Below are 17,493 nucleotides of genomic sequence, written 5' to 3'. Positions count from 1 at the left end.
TAGTTGTAATGCGCGCCCGTCACATATGAGCCGACCGAGGGGCCCGACTGTATCTCGCGCAGATAGCCGTCCGTATATTCGCTGTCGAAACCGAGGATGATCTTGTGCCCGCCGCCGAGGCGTTTCTCGTAGCTCGTCAGCATGCCGCCCGACCAGTGGCCGTTTTCCTCCACCGGCTTTCCCGTCTGGAAATGCATCAGGAAGTTCATGCCGTTGGTGCGCATGTAAGGCGTCAGCGCAATCGTCTCGCTGGGGCTCAGGTCGCGCTCCACGCGCACAGCCGAGCGGATCGCCCAGGCGTCGCGATAGGCTTCAGGATTCGGATTGGTCTTGTAGCGCGTCGGGTCTTTGTAAGCGTCCTTGCCGAGCACATAGCCCGCCGTCTCCTGATTGAGATTGACGGTGGTCAGCGTCGCGCGCACGCGCGTTTCCGGCGCGTTGAAGTCATAGCGGAACTGGCCCTTCTGCTGGCCATAGCCTGAATTTGCGCGAAAGCCGCCATCCTCGTTCAGCGCGAAGCTGCCGCGAATGCCGTGGCTCGTATCGCCTTCGCCCTTGAACGTCGCAGACGCCGTGCCGTCGAGGTTGCGCACGCCATGCGGCCCGAACCAGCCCGTCAGGCTCCCTTCCGGTTCGAGCGATGGCGCGCGGCTCAGCACGTTGATGAGGCCGTGTTCGGCGTTCGAGCCGTAAAGCGCGCTGCCCGGCCCGCGCACCACCTCGATGCCGCCCGCCTCTTCGGTCATCGCATCCATCAACTCGTTGACGTTGCCAAAGCCTGCCGCGCGCATCGCCACGCCGTCTTCGAGATAGAGGAAGGAGCCCGCGCCCGCGCCGCCTGTCAGCACGGGCGAGCGGATCGCGGTCAGATGTTCGACGCCGCTTCCCTGCTGTATGTCGACGCCCGGCACGCGGTTCAGCAATTCGGCCGGCTGCTGGGTTTTGGAAAAATCTATGTCGGTCGCATCGATCTTCGAGATATTGCCGGGATGCGTCGCGCGGGGTTCGCCAAAGCCGGTGGAGGTGACGACCAGCTCGCCGAGCATCGTGGCATCGCCGTCTGCAGCGCTTGCCGCGCCGCTCGCCAGCAGCGCCGTCGCCAGCGCCAGTCCCAGGCCCGAAAAGCCTGTTTTTGCGGTTTTCCTCATGGCGTCCCCCGTCCCGATCAAGCTGCCGGTGTTTTCCCGGCTTTTATCGACGCAGCATGCCGGGAAAAGCGCTGAAACCCAAGCCTCTTCCCTCTCGCACGGACAGGGGCAAACCCGCGCGGTCGCCGTGGCAATAGGCCACGCAATGGGGGGTTGCCCTTGCCGTGGCGTGCGCCTTAGGTTTGCCACATGAAATCCTGGCTTCGCTCCAAATATCTGCCTTCCGTCGCCTTCTCGCTGTTCCTTATCGGCGTCATGACGACGGCTGTGGCCTATTCGCCGACGCTCTATGAGTGGTTCTGCGCCGCAACCGGCTATGGCGGCGCGGTGACGGTCAATCGGTCGCTCGAAACCGACAAGACCAGCCCCGGCGTCGGCCCGGCCATCACGGTGCGTTTCGACACCAACGTCTCGCCGGATCTCAACTGGGATTTCAAGCCCGAGCAGCGTTCAGTCGAAACCCATGTCGGCCTGCCGACCACGGTTTTCTTCATCGCGAAGAACCTCTCGGCCGAAACCATCGTCGCGCGCGCGACCTTCAACGTCACGCCCGATGCGACAGGCTATTATTTCACCAAGGTTCAGTGCTTCTGCTTCACCGAAGAGAAGCTCGCGCCGGGCGAGACCGCGCGCATGCCGGTCGTCTTCTATGTGGACCCGGAAATGCTGGTCGATGGCGACGCAAAGAATGTGCGCACCATCACGCTTTCCTACAGCTTCTTCCGTCAGGGTCCGGAGGTTTCCGCCGAGGGTGTGCGCTCCCTGAGCGAAGGTTCGCAGGCGCAGATCGAAGCCTTGAAGACCGCGAAGGAAGCCGTCTTCGATCCGCCGGAAGTCCGCCGCTACTAGTCTTCGCGCACTTCAAACCGACATTCCATCCGCATCGTCTCGCCGGGCTTCAGCACGCGCAGTCCCGTTATCTCCGCGCCCTCGCGCCGGTTCACGGCATCGGGCGCATGGCTTGACGGTTCGACGCAGAAAAAGTCGTGCTCCTGCGGCGTATAGATGATGGTATGCGCCGCGCCGCGTCTTTCGATGCGCAGTTTCAGCGGCTGGTCGTCCCATTCAATGTCGAGCGGCCCGTCGCTTCCCGAAAAGCAATGATCGAGCGTCAGCGGCGCGACGCGCCGTCCGCGCGTGAACTTTCGTGTCGCCTGCACCTGCGCGATGCGGATCGGAATGCGCTCCAGCGTCGATTCCCAGATGAAGGGCAGGTCGCCCGTCAGCCGCGCAATGGTCCGCCCACTGAAAAATGGATGAAGCCCAAGGCCCGCGGGCATGGCGCCTTCCGCGCGGTTCTCGATTTCAAGCGCAATGGTCAGCGCCGCCTCGTCGAGCGTAAACGTCTCGCGCGCCGCAAAGGCCCAGGGCCAGACGCCATCATCGTCCGTCGATCCCTCATGCGTCAGCGCCAGCACCGCATGTGTCGCAGACACTTCCGCCACGTCCCAGCCCCGCCGCCACCCCAGCCCATGCAGCGCATGGGGGTGCGAAACCGGGTCCGCCGCCAGCCTCACCTCGCGCCCCTCAAAAACAAACCGCCCCTCCGCAATCCGCCCCGAAAACGGAATGAGCGGATAGCAGGCCATCTCCAGCACATCGCCCGAGCGCGCATCCACCGCGCCGCGCATCACCTCCAGCCCCCGCGCCTCAAACCGCGCAAGACTGCCCCCCACCTTCGGCGCAACCTCGGCAAGGAGATCGCCGCAAGCAAGACGAATGCGTGGCGGTTGATGTGTCATACGACCGGCATCCGCGTGTGATGGAACGATGCGGATGTTGGGGTCTTTTGAGGAGTGAGTCCAATGGAAGTGGGGGAGGGGCTATGCGCCAAAAGCCGACTTTGAAATCGGGTCGGATGAGCCTCCAAAGCGCGCCTCATCCACTGAGGCAGAAACCGCACTCATCACATCGACAGATGCCTGTTTATCGCTGTCAGAAAACAACCGAATGCCGGACAGGCGGATATGAATGCTTGCGCGTTTTGTCTTGTTGCTCCGATGCGGACCAATGGGATGACGGACCCTTGCTATTTACCTTGCCAAAAGCGGCTATTTACTTGCTAATGGTAATCATTATTGCCTGTCAGCAAAAATTAAGTCGCGTGTCGCGGCCCAACGGAACGAATTTCCAAAATGTCAGACGTCAGCCGATTGGCGTGCGGCCTCAGCCGCCGCACTGTTTTTGCGCATCCTGAATTCAAGGCACGCGGTTTGCGTACATTCTTGCTGACGACGGTGGCAGGGATTGTCCTGACGCTCGGTGCAGACCGCGCCGATGCCGACGAATTCAACTGGGGTGGCGTCACGGGTCATTGGAGCAATCCGGAGAAGTGGGATGAAAACGCGGTTCCGACGGCTTCGGACACGGCGAATTTTTCGTCTGGAGATGGCTCGATTGAATCGGAACATTCCATCGATACGCTCAATGTGAGCGGGGCCTTTCTGGAGATCAATCCCGATGGCGTCCTCAATGTGACCACGCTGCTCAATGTCACGTCGGGTCTGTTCGTCGGCGACGGAAGCGTCAATGTCGGCGATGACGGCACGATCACCCAGTCTGGCGGTACGGTTTCCGGACTGCATATTTCGACACCGAGCTACACCCAGTCCGGGGGCGAAAACACCGCCTTCGTGACGGCGTCGACCTACAACCATGCCGGTGGCGTCATGGGTGGCGAGTTGATTGCCGATACCTATAATCTGACCGATGCGTCGGCAACCTCGACCAACGGCTCGATTGAGGCCTCCGTTCTTTTCGCGCTGTCACCGACAAGCGATACGGCAACGGTTGACGCGCATCTGACGGGCACGGGCTCTCTCGTCAAATCCGGCGATTCAACCGTCGTGCTCACCAATGCCGCCAACGATTTTACCGGCACTGTCTCGATTGAAGCCGGCACGCTTGAGGTGGTGAACGACGCGCTGCCCGACGACGCTACGGTCAGCATCGACAGCGGTGCAACGCTGGCGATGAAAACGTTCATCGAAATGGCGTTCATGGGAACGATGAGCGGCGAGGGATCGCTCACGAAAGAAGAAGACGGAATCCTCACGCTGGGCGGCGAAGTCGCGCTCGGGACGCTGGCGGTCAATTATGGCACGCTCGAGATCGGGACAGGCACGAGCAAAAACACCGCCTCATTCGGTTCCGTGTCAATCGGCGAGGAAGGGACGCTATATATCGCGACCGGCGCTACGCTGACGGTCGACGCCGCAGGCGACCTCACCAATAACGGCACACTCACAAATTATGGCATCGTCAACGACGCGCTCAAAAATACGGCCACCGTTGAAAACTACTTTGAATACAATGCCGATATTGCCAGCAATACCGGCAACATCCGCAACCAGGCTTCCGGCGTGTGGACCGGCGATGTCATCAGTAATGATAGAAACGTCAACAATTTCGGAAGCTGGATCGGCCAGGTTTCGGCTAACGAAGACGCCATCACCAATGACGGCACCGATGCCGTTTGGACCGGCGATGTGGAGACAAACCAGGGTGAGATCTCCAACCAGAATGGCGCCAGCTGGATCGGCGATGTTTTGGCCAACGGCGGTTCGATCAGCAATGAAGGCGAAGACGCCGTCTGGACAGGCGATGTGGCTGCGAACAGCGGCCGGATTTCCAACCAGGACGGCGCCGCCTGGAACGGCGATGTTCTCGGTAATACCGATACCATCTACAATCGGATCGACAGTACCTGGACCGGCAACGTGGTTGCCATGGATGAAGGCACCATCCAAAATTTCGCAACCTGGACGGGCGACGTCGAAAGCAATAACGGCTGGCTCTACCAGTTCAGCGGCGCGTGGGAAGGTGATGTTCTCAGTAATAGCCGCGCCATCCTCATCATGGGCGGCACCTGGACGGGCGACATTGTCACGAATGATGGCGGCATCGTCAATATCGCCGGAACCTGGACCGGTGACGTACTGGACAATAAAGGCACTGTCGATAACGACGCCGGGTCGATCTGGATCGGCGACGTTACCAACAACGGCGGGATCACAAACCGCGGGAGCTGGACCGGCGATGTCGCCGGAAATACCGGCGTCCTCTTCAACAACGGCAGCGAAGCCATCTGGACCGGCGACGTGTTGGCATCCACCAATCAGATCTCCAATCAGAATGGAGCCGCCTGGAACGGCGACGTTCTCGGCAACAACAATGTGATCTTCAACGAGAGCGGCAGCACCTGGACGGGTGACGTGGTCGCCAATGGCGGCGGCAGCAACAAGCTCGCAAATATCGACAATGAGGCGACCTGGATAGGCGACGTCAAGGGTAATGCCGTCGCGATCTATAATTCCTTCGTATGGAAGGGTGATGTGGCCGCCAATACCGGCAGGGTCCTCAATCTCAGCGGCGCATGGACCGGCGATGTCACCACCAATGCAGGCACCGTCAGCAACCGGAGCGGCGCAACATGGACCGGCAATGTCGCCAGCAATGACGGCACCATCGAAAACCGGGCCGGCGGAACCTGGACCGGCGACGTATTGGCAAATGACGGCATCATCAGCAACAAAGGCATCTGGGCCGGCGCCTTCACCAATGCCGGCACGGTCAACGCCGAGAACCGGATCAACGGCGATTTCGATAATAGCGGCGTCCTCAATGTAACTGGCTCGCTGGCGGGCATCACGACATTGAACAACAGCGGCATGATCGACATGCGCGGCAACGGCGCGGCGCAAACGTTCTCGGCCGCCAATGCCACCTTCGGACCGCAATCGATTTACGCGCTCGACGTAAATGCAGCCGGCAATAGCGATCTGATCGCCGTGACCGGCACTGCGGAGCTGGGCGGCAGCGTCCGCGTCGCCGCAGCGACGGGCACGCCCTACAATGAGAGCACGATCTTCACCATCCTCACCGCCGGAAACATCGTCGGCGAATTCCAGTCGGTCACGACCGATCTGGCCTTTCTGGCGCCGCGGCTGAGCTATGCGACCAATGCCGTCGAGCTCACACTGTTGCGTAACGATGTCGGCTTCGGCTCCATCGGCACGACCGCCAATCAGAATACTGCGGGAACCGCCGTGCAGGCGCTTGGCAATGGCAACGAGCTTTATGACGCCGTTCTCTGGCTGAACTCCGATCAGGCGGCGCAAGCCTTCGACGCGCTTTCGGGCGAGGCCCACAACTCGGTCGAAAGCACCAATGTGGAAAACGCCAGCCCCCTCGCGGACATGCTGATCGACCGCATGGATGCCTCCCTCGATGTGCCGATGGGTGGTAACGCTCGCGTCGCGTCACTCGATGCGGGATTTGTTCCTTCGACGCCAGGACAGAGCGCAAAATTCTGGGGTCAGGTCTATGGCAGGCAGAGCAGCGTCGGTGCAAGCAGCACCGCCGGTTCTGACTCAAAGTCGGGCGGCTTCGCGGGCGGCTTCGACGACGCCTTTGGCGACTGGCGCCTCGGTCTCATGCTCCATCTCGGCCGGAGCCGCAGCGATGTGTCGGCTTTAAGTTCTTCCGCCGACAGCACCGATTACGGCCTTGGTGCCTATGGCGGACGAAAGTGGGGCGACACAAGGCTCTCGCTGGGCGCAAGCTACACGCGCCACGACATCAGCTCCGAGCGCCACATCGCGTTCCTGGGCTTCACCGACAAGGTCTCGGCCGATTATAAGTCGGGTACGGTACAGGTATTCGGCAAGCTGTCGCAGCGTTTCAATGTTGAGACAGTGTCCCTCTCGCCCTATGCAAGTCTTGCCTATGTGCGCAACGATACTGACGGCTTCACCGAAACCGGCGGAGCGGCTGCGCTCTCCAGCGCCGACAATCATCTCGACGCCGTCTTCACCACTCTGGGCCTTGAAGCGGAACGAAAATTCCGCATGGGCGACACCAGGTTGGCGGCGAGAGGAAAGCTCGGCTGGCGTCATATCTTCGCGGACGCGCCGGTCGCTTCCTACCGTTTTGCGAACGGAGCCGACTTCACCGTTTCCGGCGCACCGATCAAAGGCAATGCGATCGTCGCCGGTGCGGGGCTTGATATCAACGAGGTTTCATCGCTCGATGTCAGTTATGAGGGACGCGTCGGCGGCGTCGAAGGCCATGCCTTGATGGGCACATGGGCGATGCGCTTCTAAAGCGGCATTTTTCGATGGTCGAAAAGTTGGAGAATGCTTTGCGAAGGTCGGCATCCCGGCCGGAGATTGATCTTTATACTGATCTTCTCTGATCGCCGCCCGTAATTCTGACGCGAGAGGCCAAGCGCCGCCGAATGCCCGTTTTGGCTCTCGTCACATCGATACCGGCGACGGTTTGAGCCGGGGTATCTCAGACCGTCAGCCGCGTCGCGCCGCCTCGATCGCAGCGACGTCGATTTTCTTCATATCCATCATCGCCTCGAACGCGCGTTTGGCTTCGGCGCCGCCGGCGGCCATCGCCTCGGTCAGCACGCGCGGCGTGATCTGCCAGGAGACGCCCCATTTGTCCTTGCACCAGCCGCAGGCGCTTTCTTCACCGCCATTGCCGACGATGGCGTTCCAGTAGCGGTCCGTCTCCTGCTGATCGTCAGTGGCGATCTGGAACGAGAAGGCCTCGTTGTGTTTGAACGCGGTTCCGCCATTGAGGCCGATGCAGGGGATGCCGGCGACCGTGAATTCGACCGTCAGTACGTCGCCCGCCTTGCCGGACGGGTAATCGCTGGGCGCTCGGTGGACAGCACCCACCGAGCTGTCTGGAAAAGTCTCGGCATAGAAGCGGGCCGCAGCCTCGGCGTCCTTGTCGTACCATACGCAGATCGTGTTCTTGGCGATTGCCATTGCTTGTCCTTTCGCTTCTGAGGTCCGCCCCGACCCGGCTTCCGCCATACTCGAACGCGGTACACCGCAAACCGAGAACGCGCCGTGCCATATGCCGTTCCGGCAGCCACTCCCGAATTTGCTGCATAAGAGCAGAATTCCAAAATTCGTCCCAGTTGGCGACTTCCCTCGGAGCATGGATGCGGCTGTCCGGATCGACGGAATTTAGCTCCGCATGCGGCTGAAACCCCGGGGTGAGATCTTCATGGAGCGGGTTTGCAGAAACGGCTCAATCTCTCGCATGAAATCGCTCGAATTCGAACGAGGCATCAGCCTTCAGGCATCCGTGATGCGGATGCCTTATTCGCCGGTTTCAGCATCCCGCATCGGGCGACGGGCGCATTTTGATATCCCCGAAACAGCGGCGGTCGCGGTTACGCTGCGCGGTATCGCTTCTTGCCGAGTTCGCGGGCGGCCAGTGTCGCCTTCGCTGCGGAGGGGAATGAAGAGCCTTCAAGCGCCGAGTAGCGCGGGCTCGATGCATAGAAGCGGTAGTCCTCGCCTGTCCGGACGATGATCCCGGCGGCTTCATTATTCACTTCGATTACAAACGCGTCGGTCATGATTATTCCTCCGGCTTGCACGCGTTGAACGCATGCGCTGCCAATGCGCTCCATGGCGCTTTCAGAAAAATGAGGGGTTGGAGAGCGGCTTTGGTTCAGCCGCGACAACACATGTGCCCGACGCGACACATGTATGAGGTGCTCAATTTATTCATGAAAACGGGCATAGTGACCTCGTTCTCCGTTGCCGGATGCGGGCATAACTCGTCGCATGGCCGTCAGATCGGACGGCGAAACGGGGGATTGAAATGCGTTGTCTGCGTCGATCCTTATACTCTACTAATAAAGTAGAGTAAAGCCATTTTTCAGGCGACGCCCCTGATCGCAAGATTCAGCGGTAGTGAATTTTCACCGCCAAACGATTGGAAAATAAAGACTTTTTCAGGATTCGCCCATTAGGGTCGGAGGGCGTCGCAAGAGGCAATGAGGCTGAGGCGACTTCAGAGGATGCGATGAACGAGGCCATCATATCGCCGGGCTGCGCGCTTGCCGTCGATCTTGACGGTACGCTTTGCCGTTCCGATACGCTCATCGAAGCGCTGCTGGTGCTCGTCAAGGCGCAGCCGATGAGCCTGTTCCTGCTTCCCTTCTGGCTTTTCAAAGGCAAGGCGGGTTTCAAGGCGGAGATTGCGCGGCGCGTTTTGCTCGATGCGGCGGCGCTTCCCTATAATGAGGAAGTCGTCGATTGGCTGCGGGCCGAGCATGCGGCCGGGCGGCGAATCGTGCTCGCATCGGGTGCGGATCGCGCGATCGTTTCATCGGTCGCAGCGCATCACGGCATTTTCGAAAGCGTGGTGTCGAGCGACGGCGTAACGAACATGACCGGTCATGCGAAGGCCGAAATGCTGACAAGGCATCTCGATGACTTCGCCTATATCGGCAATGACCATGCAGACCTGCCCGTGTGGACGGCGGCGCGAATGGCGTTTCTCGCAGCGGCTTCGCACGACAGCGAAAAGGCGCTGTCCCGCAAGGTTTCTTTCGCGCGCGTCTTTCGCGCCGGAGGAGAGCGGGCGCCGTCGTTGCGGCTTTGGGTCAGGGCGCTCAGGCTTCATCAATGGGTCAAGAACACGCTGATGTTCGTACCCCTGGTGCTTGCGCATCAATTTCTGAATGGCGAGAAGATCGCGACGGTCGCGCTCGGCTTTCTCGCGTTCAACATATGCGCATCAAGCGTTTACGTGCTGAACGACTTGCTCGATCTCGGCGCGGATCGGCAACATCCACGCAAGAAATTGCGTCCATTCGCTGCCGCTGACCTGCCGCTTGCGCAAGGCGTCGCTGCCGTGCCTGTGCTTTTCTGCGCGGGCTTTGCGCTTGCCGTTTACGCGAGCCCGGCATTTGCATTGATACTTGCCGGCTACTATGCGCTGACATTGGCCTATTCCTTCGATCTGAAAAGGCGCGCCCTTCTCGACGTTTTCACGCTGGCGACGCTCTATACGCTGCGGATTATCGCGGGCGCCGTGGCGGCAGATGTGGTGCTTTCGCCCTGGTTGCTCGGGTTTTCGATTTTTCTTTTTCTCAGCCTTGGCGTCGTCAAGCGTGTGGCCGAAATCGAGTCCGGCCGTCAGCGCGGCGTCACGGAAGTTGCGGGGCGGGGCTATCGCGTCGACGATCTGCGGATACTCGAAATGCTGGGTGTCGCCGCCGGTTATGCAAGCGTCGTGGTTCTCGCGCTTTATGTTAGCGCGCCGGAGAGCCAGATTCTCTATCCGCGCCACGAGCTTTTGTGGCTCTTTGCGCCGCTGCTTCTTTACTGGATCAGCCGCATCTGGCTTGTCACGCATCGCGGCGAAATGCATGACGATCCGATTGTCTTTGCCTTGAAGGACCCGCCGAGCCGCATTGTCGGCCTGCTGGCAATTCTCGTGCTCGAATTTGCGGCGATCTGAAATATGGGTGGAACGGCAAACTGGGGCGGCTATCCCAAGGCGGTGCAGGAAATCCGCGCTATGCGCAACCGGCATGCACCGTTGCCGCTTCCCCAAACGGGGCCCGTTTTGCCCTACGGTAGTGGACGCAGCTATGGCGACAGTTGCCTGAACGATGGCGGCGCGCTTCTCGACGCGCGCGGTCTCGACAAGTTCATTTCATTCGATGAAGAAGCAGGCGTGCTTACTTGCGAGGCGGGCGTCACGCTCGGGTCGATCATCGATCTTGTCTTGCCGAAGGGGTGGTTCCTGCCGGTGACGCCGGGGACGAAATTCGTAACCGTAGGCGGCGCGATTGCAAACGATGTTCACGGCAAGAACCATCATCGCGAGGGGACGTTCGGACAGCATGTCATGGCGTTCGAGCTTTTAGGTTCCGATGGCGGACGGCGCGTTTGTTCAGTGCGTGAAAACGCGGATCTTTTTGCAGCGACCATCGGTGGGCTCGGCCTCACAGGCTTTGTCACTTGGGCGACGATCGGCCTCAAGCGTGCGCCCTCGGCTTTTCTCGTCGGCCAATCGATCAAGTTCGGCAATCTCGACGAGTTCTTTTCATTGAGTGCTTCGTCAGCATCTACTCACGAATACAACGTCGCCTGGATCGACTGTCTCGGGGCGGGCGCGTCGCTGGGGCGCGGTATTTTCATGCGCGCAAATCAGGCAAATGCTGAAGAGGTTTCGGCGCGTGGTGGCAAGGCGCGGCGTCATTTGCCGTTGATGGTTCCTTTCACGCCGCCGGTGTCGCTCGTCAACAGGCTGACGCTAAAGCCATTCAATTGGGCCTATTACAATCGACAGCAGGCGCGGAGCGTGGGCAAGCTTTGGCATTATGGCTCGTTCCATTATCCGCTCGATGCGATAGGTGGCTGGAACCGGATCTATGGGCCGAAGGGCTTTCTGCAATATCAGTGTGTTGTGCCCGCCGTCGATCAGCGCCGCGTGTCGGAAGCGTTGCTCGACGAAATCAGCCGTTCGGGGCAGGGTTCGTTTCTCGTCGTCTTCAAGACCTTTGGTGAATGCGCGTCGCCGGGCATGATGTCATTTCCGATGGCGGGGACGACGCTTGCGCTTGATTTCCCCATCCTCGGGCCTTCGACCTTCGCCCTGCTTGATCGGCTCGACGCGATTGTCGTTGAGGCTGGCGGGCGCATTTATCCAGCCAAGGATGCGCGCATGTCTGCGGAGGCATTCCGGCGCGGCTATCCTCGTCTTGAAGAGTTTCAACGGTTTATCGATCCGCGCTTCAGCTCGAGTTTTGAGCGGCGCGTCATGGGGAAATGCTGATGCTGCGCATTGCGATATTCGGGGCGACATCTGGCATCGCCGAAGCAGCGGCGCGCAATTTCGCCAAAGAGGGAGCGGCGTTCTTTCTGGTCGCGCGTGATGAAACGGCACTTGCCGATATGGCGAGCGACCTCAAGGTCAGAGGCGCCGCGGCCGTTGAGACGCATGTGGCTGACCTCGCCGATCTAGCGGCGTTGCCACCGCTTTGCGAGACGGCAAAGCAAGTGCTGGGGATGATCGATGTCGCCCTCATCGCGCATGGCGTATTGCCGGATCAGCAGGTATGCGAAACCTCCGCCGAGGCGACACTCGACGTTTTGCGTATCAATACGCTCAGTCCGGCGAGTTTGATGATCCATATTGGATCCATCTTGTCGGCGCAGAAAAGCGGCTCGCTGGTGGTTATCTCCTCCGTCGCCGGAGATCGGGGTCGACCCAGCAATTACATCTATGGCGCGTCGAAGGCGCTATTGTCGGTTATCGGCGAAGGCATGGCGCTGAAACTTGCCGCGAATGGCGTCAAGGTTCTGGTCGTAAAGCCCGGCTTTGTCGATACCAAGATGACTGCGGCTTTTCCAAAGGGGCCTTTATGGGCCTCGGCAGCTGACGTCGGCGGGGCAATTGCCGCCGCGGTCAAAGCCGGAAAGAGCGGCACTATCTATACGCCGGGCTGGTGGCGGCTTGTGATGCTCATCATCAAATTCGCGCCGGGCTTTCTGGTGCGGCGGCTGTAAGCCCTTCAGGCAACGCCTGCGCGAAGGAAGTCGTGAATATGCACGACGCCGACCGGCTTGCCATTTTCCACGACGAATAGGCTGGTGATCTTCTTCTCGTTGAGGAAGTTCAGCGCTTCAGAGACGAGCATTGTCGGCGGCACCGTCTTCGGCGACTTGTTCATGATGTCGCTGACGCGCTTTTCGAGAAGGTCGGGGCCCATATGGCGGCGAAGGTCGCCATCGGTGATGAGGCCGATCAAAGCGCCCTCCGCATCGACTATGCCAAGGCAGCCAAGACTTTTGCGCGACATTTCGATGAGCGCTTGCGTCATGGGTGTGTCGATGCCCGCAAGCGGCAACTGGTTTTCCTTGTGCATGATATTGCCGACATGGCGCAGCAGAGAACCGAGTTTTCCGCCCGGATGGAAGACGTGGAAATCGCTTGCCGTGAAGCCTTTGCGCTCGAGCAGGGCGACGGCCAGCGCATCGCCGAGAGCAAGCTGCATCGTCGTCGAGGTCGTCGGCGCTGACGTGGCGCGGCAGGCTTCTTCGACCTTGGGGAGCAGCAGGGCGATATCGGCAGCCTGGGCGAGTGCGCTCGTCCCCACGGAGGTCAGTCCGATCAGCGGGATCGAGAAGCGCTTCGCATAAGAGATGATGCTGAGAAGTTCGGCGGACTCGCCCGACCAGGAAAGGGCGATGATGGCATCGTCCTTCGTGATCATGCCGAGGTCGCCGTGGCTGGCTTCGGCGGGATGAACGAATTGAGAGGGAGTGCCGGTCGATGCGAGCGTCGCGGCGATCTTGCGCGCGATGTGTCCGCTTTTACCCATCCCGGTAACGATGACCCGGCCATTGACCGCAAAGAGGCACTCGACTGCCTGTGAAAAGTCGCCGTTCAACGAGGCGGCCAAGGCCTGCAGCCCGGCTATTTCGAGGTTCAGCGTCCGGCGCGCGGATGCGAGGTGGTCGGCGGCGGCGTTTTGGGATTGGGTCGGTGAAGTCAACGGGGCTTTCTCCCGGTGGTGTTTACGGAGCGCGGGTGGTTGGTCGAGGAATCATAGCAGGTTTCGGCGCGAAGGTCGGAAAGGCTTGATGTGCGCTTTTATTACGGCATGCGACCGCAATGGACTAGTTTGCCCGGTATCGGACGCGGGCAGGCGGTTTCATTCACGATCCTTTCACGGCGTCGCGGTTTAAAATGCCGGGCAACCGGTTAGAGTTCATGCGGCGCGCGGGCATGTCTCGCGCGGCGGGTCATCAGAAGTTCGAAGGTCAGGGATCCAGGGTGCTTGGAGGTATCGTCAGGCGTATTCGGGGCGTAATGAGCGGGGCAGAACCGCGGGCCAGCCATGTGCCGGAGGGGCAGCGTCTCTATGCGATCGGCGATATTCACGGGCGCGACGACCTGCTTGCCGAGTTGCTTGGGAGGGTCGAGGAGGATGCGCGCCGTGCAGGGCCCGCGCAAAACATCCTGATTTATCTGGGCGACTATATTGATCGCGGGCTCCAGTCGCGGCAGGTCCTTGAACGCATCGTGGCGGGTCCGCCGGACGGGTTCGAAGCCATCCACCTCAAGGGCAATCACGAGGCGGCGATGCTCGAATTCCTGAGGGACCCGGCATTCGGGCGGACGTGGAAATATTACGGCGGGCTCGAAACGCTGCATTCCTATGGCATTCGGGAACTGACACTTTCGGACAATCCGGAGGATTTTGAGCGAGCACGAATGCATTTCGAGGGTGCCCTGCCGGAAGCGCACCGACGGTTCCTCGAAACGCTTCCGCTTTCGGTCGCGTTCGGTGACTACTTTTTTGTGCATGCCGGCGTTCGACCGGGTGTGCCGCTCGAGCGTCAGTCGGAAGATGATCTGCTCTGGATCAGGGATGAATTTCTGGAATCGACATCATCGTTCGGTAAAGTCGTCGTGCACGGGCATACGCCGCGTGAGGATGTTGTGTTCCGCACCAATCGTATCGGCGTAGATACCGGCGCTTATGTGACGGGTGTTTTGACATGTGTGGTGCTGGAAGGCGCATCGCGGCGCCTGTTGCAGACCGGTGCGCATTGAGCGACGAACGGCGCATTGCCGCAGCCGGATTTAATCGTCTTTTGTCGGTGGTACAAAAGGTATTAAAGAAAGCGATTCCGGGGGCGCGGCAGTGATTTCGACGCCAAGAAGTTGAGGGGGATATGATGGTTCAATCCGCTGGCAGATGGATGCGCAGATGCGCAGCCTTGGTTGTTGCCGGTGTTCTGGTCGGCGGGCTGTCTGCCTGTGCGGGCGGCAATGCGGCCAGTGGCGGTACCGCTACCCTGCATCACCTGCAAGCCGAGGCCATTGTTCCCGCAAGTGCTCAGGATGGGGCGATCGACTATACGCTCGGCTCCGGCGACAAGCTGAGGGTCATCGTCTTTGGCGAGAAGGACCTCTCTGGAGAGTTCGACGTGACCGGCATCGGCAAGGTGTCGTTGCCGCTTATCGGTCAGGTTCAGGCATCCGGTCTGACGCTGAAGCAATTTGAAGAAGAGATCGCGGACAAGCTCAGGGAGGGCTATCTCACCGATCCCAAGGTCAGCGTCGAAGTTCTCAATTTCCGGCCATTCTACATTATCGGCGAGGTCAGCAAGCCGGGCCAGTATCCCTATACCAATGGCATGACGGTGCTGAATGCGGTCGCCGTGTCGGGTGGGTTCACCTATCGCGCGAATCAGGACCGGATTTTCATCACGCGGGGGGAGGGCGCCGAAAGCGAGTATCCCGCCAGCAAGGTGGTCAAGATACTGCCGGGAGACATCGTCCGTGTGCCGGAACGCTTCTTTTAAGAGGTGCGGGTCAGCGGAATGCGGGCCTGCCTCTCCGGATTCATTTCCAAATGGTTAAGGGCGGAGTTCACACTCGCTCAATGCGTGTTGCGATGCGGTGAACGAGGTGTGGACTTGCACGGATATAATTAATATTGATGTTTTAGCGTCAGTTTCACGTGCCGAAGCAGGGGGCCTTCAATGCTCAGGAAATATCTTCTAGCAGCCGCATGTGTGGCCGGCGTCGCTGGCGCGGCGGCGCTTACTCCCGTTTTGGCGGTCGAGAGCGGCTTGGCGAGTCTTTCCACTGACGATCAGGCAAAGCTCGATGCGCGCGTTGCAGCGGCCGAGCAGCTCGTCATCAGTTATGCCGAGGATTTCGACGGGCTCGTGGCGGCGGTTGAAGCCTTCATTGCCGGTGATGACGATCCCAAGATCGCAGCACATGCCGTGATCGTTGTTCTCACGCAACCAGGCAATGAGACGGTAAAACGCCTTCTGGTTAGCAATCCGTCGTTGAAGGACGCGATGGGCAGGGGTCTCGGTGCGGCAATTGCCGGCATCGGGCTCACCGATCCCGCTCTTGCGGCGACGTTGCAGGCCAAAGTGGTGCAATCGGGCGACGCGGCGCTAGCCTCCGCTGTCATATCCGGTACGGAGAGCAAGACGGCCTCATTGCAGCAGCATCTGCAGCAGCAGCGACATATGCAGGGCAAAGGTACGACGCCCGAGAACTCCGCCAGTCCGAGCTGATGATTGGCGTCGTCGTGATCCGGCTCCCTCGTTCGTTTTGTTGATTTGCCTATGTTGTCTTGTGGTGGTGCCGAATGCGTCGCTAAGACTTGTTTTTGCGGAGATTATTCATGCCATCCACATTCTCGAAAGCTCTGATCGTTTCCGTCATTTTCGGAACCGGCATTGGCAGCGCCTTTGCAGCTGATGCGGAGATGGTTGACCTGCGTGGCAGCATCAGGGATCGCGCGCGACCCAGCTATGATGCGATGGGCATTCGCGCCGGGGCGTTCACAGTATTCCCGTCGGCGGCGCTGACCGAAACCTATGATGACAATATTTATGCGACCGACACGAATACGGCGGATGATTTCATCACGACGCTCGGCGCTGCGATTGCCGTGAATTCGAACTGGAGCCGTCATGCGCTCAATTTCAACGCGGGTGTCTCCAAGTATGTCTATGCGGACAATACCGGAGAAAATCGCCTCGACTGGAATGTAGGGGCGGATGGTCATCTGGATGTGACACGGGACACGCAGTTCACCGGCAAGCTGGCCTATGCACAGCTGCATGAAGATCGCGGCGATCCGAATGCCCCCTTGGCGGCGGTTGAGCCGATCGAATACGAATTGTTCAGTGCCAATGCGAGCTTCATCCAGCGGTTCAACAGGCTTTCGGCTCAGCTCAGCGGCGGCTACAGCGATTACGACTATAAGAACGTCGCTTCGACAGGCGGCGGCATCATTGACCAGAATGATCGCGATCGCAGGGAGTATGAAGAGTCGCTGCGGCTCGGTTACGATGTGTCGCCGGATACCAATGTCTATGTTCGCGGCACGCTCAATCAGCGCGACTACAAGCTGTCGACGCCGGTCGTAGCCGTCAACCGCGACTCCGACGGCTACGCGCTTGTCGTCGGTTCCGATTTCCGCCTGTCCAGCCTTGCGCAGGGCGGAATTTTCGTCGGTTATCAAAAGCAGCGCTATGACGATGCCAGTTTTTCGGATGTCAGCGGCTTGAGCTATGGCGCCAATGTGGAGTGGTATCTGACGCCGCTCACGACGGTGACTTTCAACGCGGCCTCGACGGTCGAGGAAACCACATCCGTCGGCGCCTCAGGTTATCTGTCGCAGACCGGCGGGATACGGATCGATCACGAATTGCTGAGGAACCTGCTCCTCAATGGAGAAGTCTCCTACACCAACTCCAAATATGAGGGCATCGAGCGCACCGACAATACGCTGAGTGCGGGCCTTGGCTTTGACTATCTCGTCAATCGCAATTTCACTCTAGGTCTTGGCTACAACTACACCGACCGGAAATCTGATGCGGCGGGTGCGGATTACAAGCGGAATCAGATCGGTCTCACGTTGACGGGCAAACTCTGATTTGGCAGGGATAACCCTGACGACCGATGAATTGGGCAGGAGCGCATTCGGGCGTGTCCTGCCTTTTTCATTTGCGGTACCGATTTGGCGAGCGTCATC

Annotated in this window: 14 protein-coding genes; 9 read left to right on the top strand and 5 right to left on the bottom strand. The window is 59.8% G+C overall.

All coding sequences use genetic code 11. The features are described from left to right. Positions 1-1,148, bottom strand: a 1,148-nt coding sequence (locus tag WA943_RS03335; RefSeq protein WP_424468420.1) for a TonB-dependent receptor plug domain-containing protein, incomplete at its 3' end; no start/stop codon positions are given. 189 nt (positions 1,149-1,337) lie between these two features. Between WA943_RS03335 and WA943_RS03330 the strand changes: the two genes are divergently transcribed. After that, positions 1,338-1,997 carry a cytochrome c oxidase assembly protein gene (locus tag WA943_RS03330; RefSeq protein WP_424468419.1) on the top strand — a complete coding sequence of 220 codons (660 nt, stop codon included), beginning with the start codon at positions 1,338-1,340 and terminating at the stop codon, positions 1,995-1,997. On the opposite strand, the gene WA943_RS03325 is transcribed toward WA943_RS03330, so the two are convergent. Then, on the bottom strand, positions 1,994-2,890 hold the full coding sequence (locus tag WA943_RS03325; protein ID WP_424468418.1) for an aldose 1-epimerase: 897 nt from the start codon (positions 2,888-2,890) through the stop codon (positions 1,994-1,996). The two genes, WA943_RS03330 and WA943_RS03325, sit on opposite strands and share 4 nt — an antisense overlap. Positions 2,891-3,361: 471 nt before the next feature. Here WA943_RS03325 and WA943_RS03320 point away from each other — a divergent pair, with 471 nt between their 5' ends. Further along, positions 3,362-7,252, top strand: a complete 3,891-nt coding sequence (locus tag WA943_RS03320) for an autotransporter domain-containing protein (protein ID WP_424468417.1) — start codon at positions 3,362-3,364, stop codon at positions 7,250-7,252. Positions 7,253-7,450: 198 nt separating this feature from the next. Here the strand turns inward: WA943_RS03320 and WA943_RS03315 are convergent, their stop codons facing one another. Together WA943_RS03315 and WA943_RS03310 are read right to left on the bottom strand one after the other, a co-directional pair. Then, entirely contained in the window at positions 7,451-7,930 is a 480-nt protein-coding gene (locus WA943_RS03315; RefSeq protein WP_424468416.1) for a VOC family protein, read from the bottom strand. A gap of 413 nt (positions 7,931-8,343) precedes the next feature. Continuing rightward, the gene (locus tag WA943_RS03310) at positions 8,344-8,532 is read right to left on the bottom strand and encodes a hypothetical protein (protein WP_424468415.1); all 189 of its coding nucleotides are present in this window, start codon (positions 8,530-8,532) and stop codon (positions 8,344-8,346) included. 452 nt (positions 8,533-8,984) lie between these two features. On the opposite strand from WA943_RS03310, the gene WA943_RS03305 reads away from it, so the two are divergent. From WA943_RS03305 to WA943_RS03295, 3 genes are read left to right on the top strand one after another with little or no spacing between them, the layout of a single operon-like run. Continuing rightward, the gene (locus WA943_RS03305) at positions 8,985-10,427 is read left to right on the top strand and encodes a UbiA family prenyltransferase (RefSeq protein WP_424468414.1); all 1,443 of its coding nucleotides are present in this window, start codon (positions 8,985-8,987) and stop codon (positions 10,425-10,427) included. A 3-nt stretch (positions 10,428-10,430) separates the two neighbouring features. Further along, on the top strand, positions 10,431-11,750 hold the full coding sequence (locus tag WA943_RS03300; RefSeq protein ID WP_424468413.1) for an FAD-binding protein: 1,320 nt from the start codon (positions 10,431-10,433) through the stop codon (positions 11,748-11,750). Then, positions 11,750-12,484, top strand: a complete 735-nt coding sequence (locus WA943_RS03295) for an SDR family NAD(P)-dependent oxidoreductase (protein ID WP_424468412.1) — start codon at positions 11,750-11,752, stop codon at positions 12,482-12,484. Before WA943_RS03300 ends, WA943_RS03295 begins: the two co-directional genes overlap by 1 nt. A 5-nt stretch (positions 12,485-12,489) precedes the next feature. Here the strand turns inward: WA943_RS03295 and WA943_RS03290 are convergent, their stop codons facing one another. After that, positions 12,490-13,473, bottom strand: a complete 984-nt coding sequence (locus WA943_RS03290) for a KpsF/GutQ family sugar-phosphate isomerase (RefSeq protein WP_424468411.1) — start codon at positions 13,471-13,473, stop codon at positions 12,490-12,492. A 233-nt stretch (positions 13,474-13,706) separates the two neighbouring features. Here WA943_RS03290 and WA943_RS03285 point away from each other — a divergent pair, with 233 nt between their 5' ends. The 4 genes from WA943_RS03285 to WA943_RS03270 all read left to right on the top strand — a co-directional run bounded on the left by WA943_RS03285 (position 13,707) and on the right by WA943_RS03270 (position 17,394). After that, positions 13,707-14,537, top strand: coding sequence for a metallophosphoesterase family protein (locus tag WA943_RS03285; RefSeq protein ID WP_424468410.1), 831 nt, complete (start codon positions 13,707-13,709; stop codon positions 14,535-14,537). A gap of 167 nt (positions 14,538-14,704) precedes the next feature. Further along, positions 14,705-15,292, top strand: coding sequence for a polysaccharide biosynthesis/export family protein (locus WA943_RS03280; protein ID WP_424468409.1), 588 nt, complete (start codon positions 14,705-14,707; stop codon positions 15,290-15,292). A 270-nt stretch (positions 15,293-15,562) separates the two neighbouring features. Next, on the top strand, positions 15,563-16,024 hold the full coding sequence (locus tag WA943_RS03275) for a hypothetical protein (protein ID WP_424468408.1): 462 nt from the start codon (positions 15,563-15,565) through the stop codon (positions 16,022-16,024). Between the two features lie 110 nt (positions 16,025-16,134). Then, a complete protein-coding gene (locus WA943_RS03270) occupies positions 16,135-17,394 on the top strand; it encodes an outer membrane beta-barrel protein (RefSeq protein ID WP_424468407.1) in 1,260 nt (419 codons plus the stop codon). Positions 17,395-17,493 lie beyond the last annotated feature (99 nt).

The organism is Parvibaculum sp. (genome assembly GCF_049651025.1).
Lineage (GTDB): Bacteria > Pseudomonadota > Alphaproteobacteria > Parvibaculales > Parvibaculaceae > Parvibaculum.
This window is presented reverse-complemented; position numbering and strand designations above follow the sequence as displayed.